The 559-nt window shown below is 52.8% G+C and carries 1 protein-coding gene; it reads right to left on the bottom strand.

Annotated elements, in window-relative coordinates:
• Nucleotides 1–175: 175 nt before the first annotated feature.
• Nucleotides 176–559, bottom strand: a 384-nt coding sequence (locus tag AC1DYI_RS38015; protein WP_477209210.1) for a hypothetical protein, incomplete at its 5' end; no start/stop codon positions are given.

Genomic DNA, 559 nt, shown 5'->3' with positions numbered 1-559 from the left:
GATGAATAGGCTCTGACCTTTTCATCAGGCAGCGGCGCGGTCTTGGGGTCTTCCTTAATAAGCCTATATGTTGAGGTGGAAACCTGTTTCTCGACGCGTTCCAAGTTCACCTCTGACGCCTTCGACAATGTCGAGGACGCTAGAAGAATTGCGGCGACGATTGTCGAGTTGATGTTCATTTTCCACCGTTCTTATACTGTTCGGCGATTGGTGTAACGCGGTCCTTTATCACTTGGCCAATAGCATTGCCAACAAGCGCCCATCCGTTGTTGCCAGTCGCGACAATATTCACCCGGCACCCGATACTGCCTTTCATTCCCGGAATATCGAGGCCCTGGGAGATGGAGAATCCTCCATCGACGTCAGTGCCAAATGGCGTGATTTTCGCTGCTCCCTTATCAATCAAGCCCGATATCGTCTTCTGACCCGTGCCGGTGATTTCGGCTACCCGTCGCGCAGCATCGCTCTCTTTCAGTTGGTTTGCAACCGTCCCGATTGTGGCGGTTTCCGTGCCAGGAAAGACTTCCCTTATTTCGAGTTTGGCGGCTTGGCCCAAGAG

The organism is Ideonella sp. P3_A4, assembly GCF_056403075.1.
This window is presented reverse-complemented; position numbering and strand designations above follow the sequence as displayed.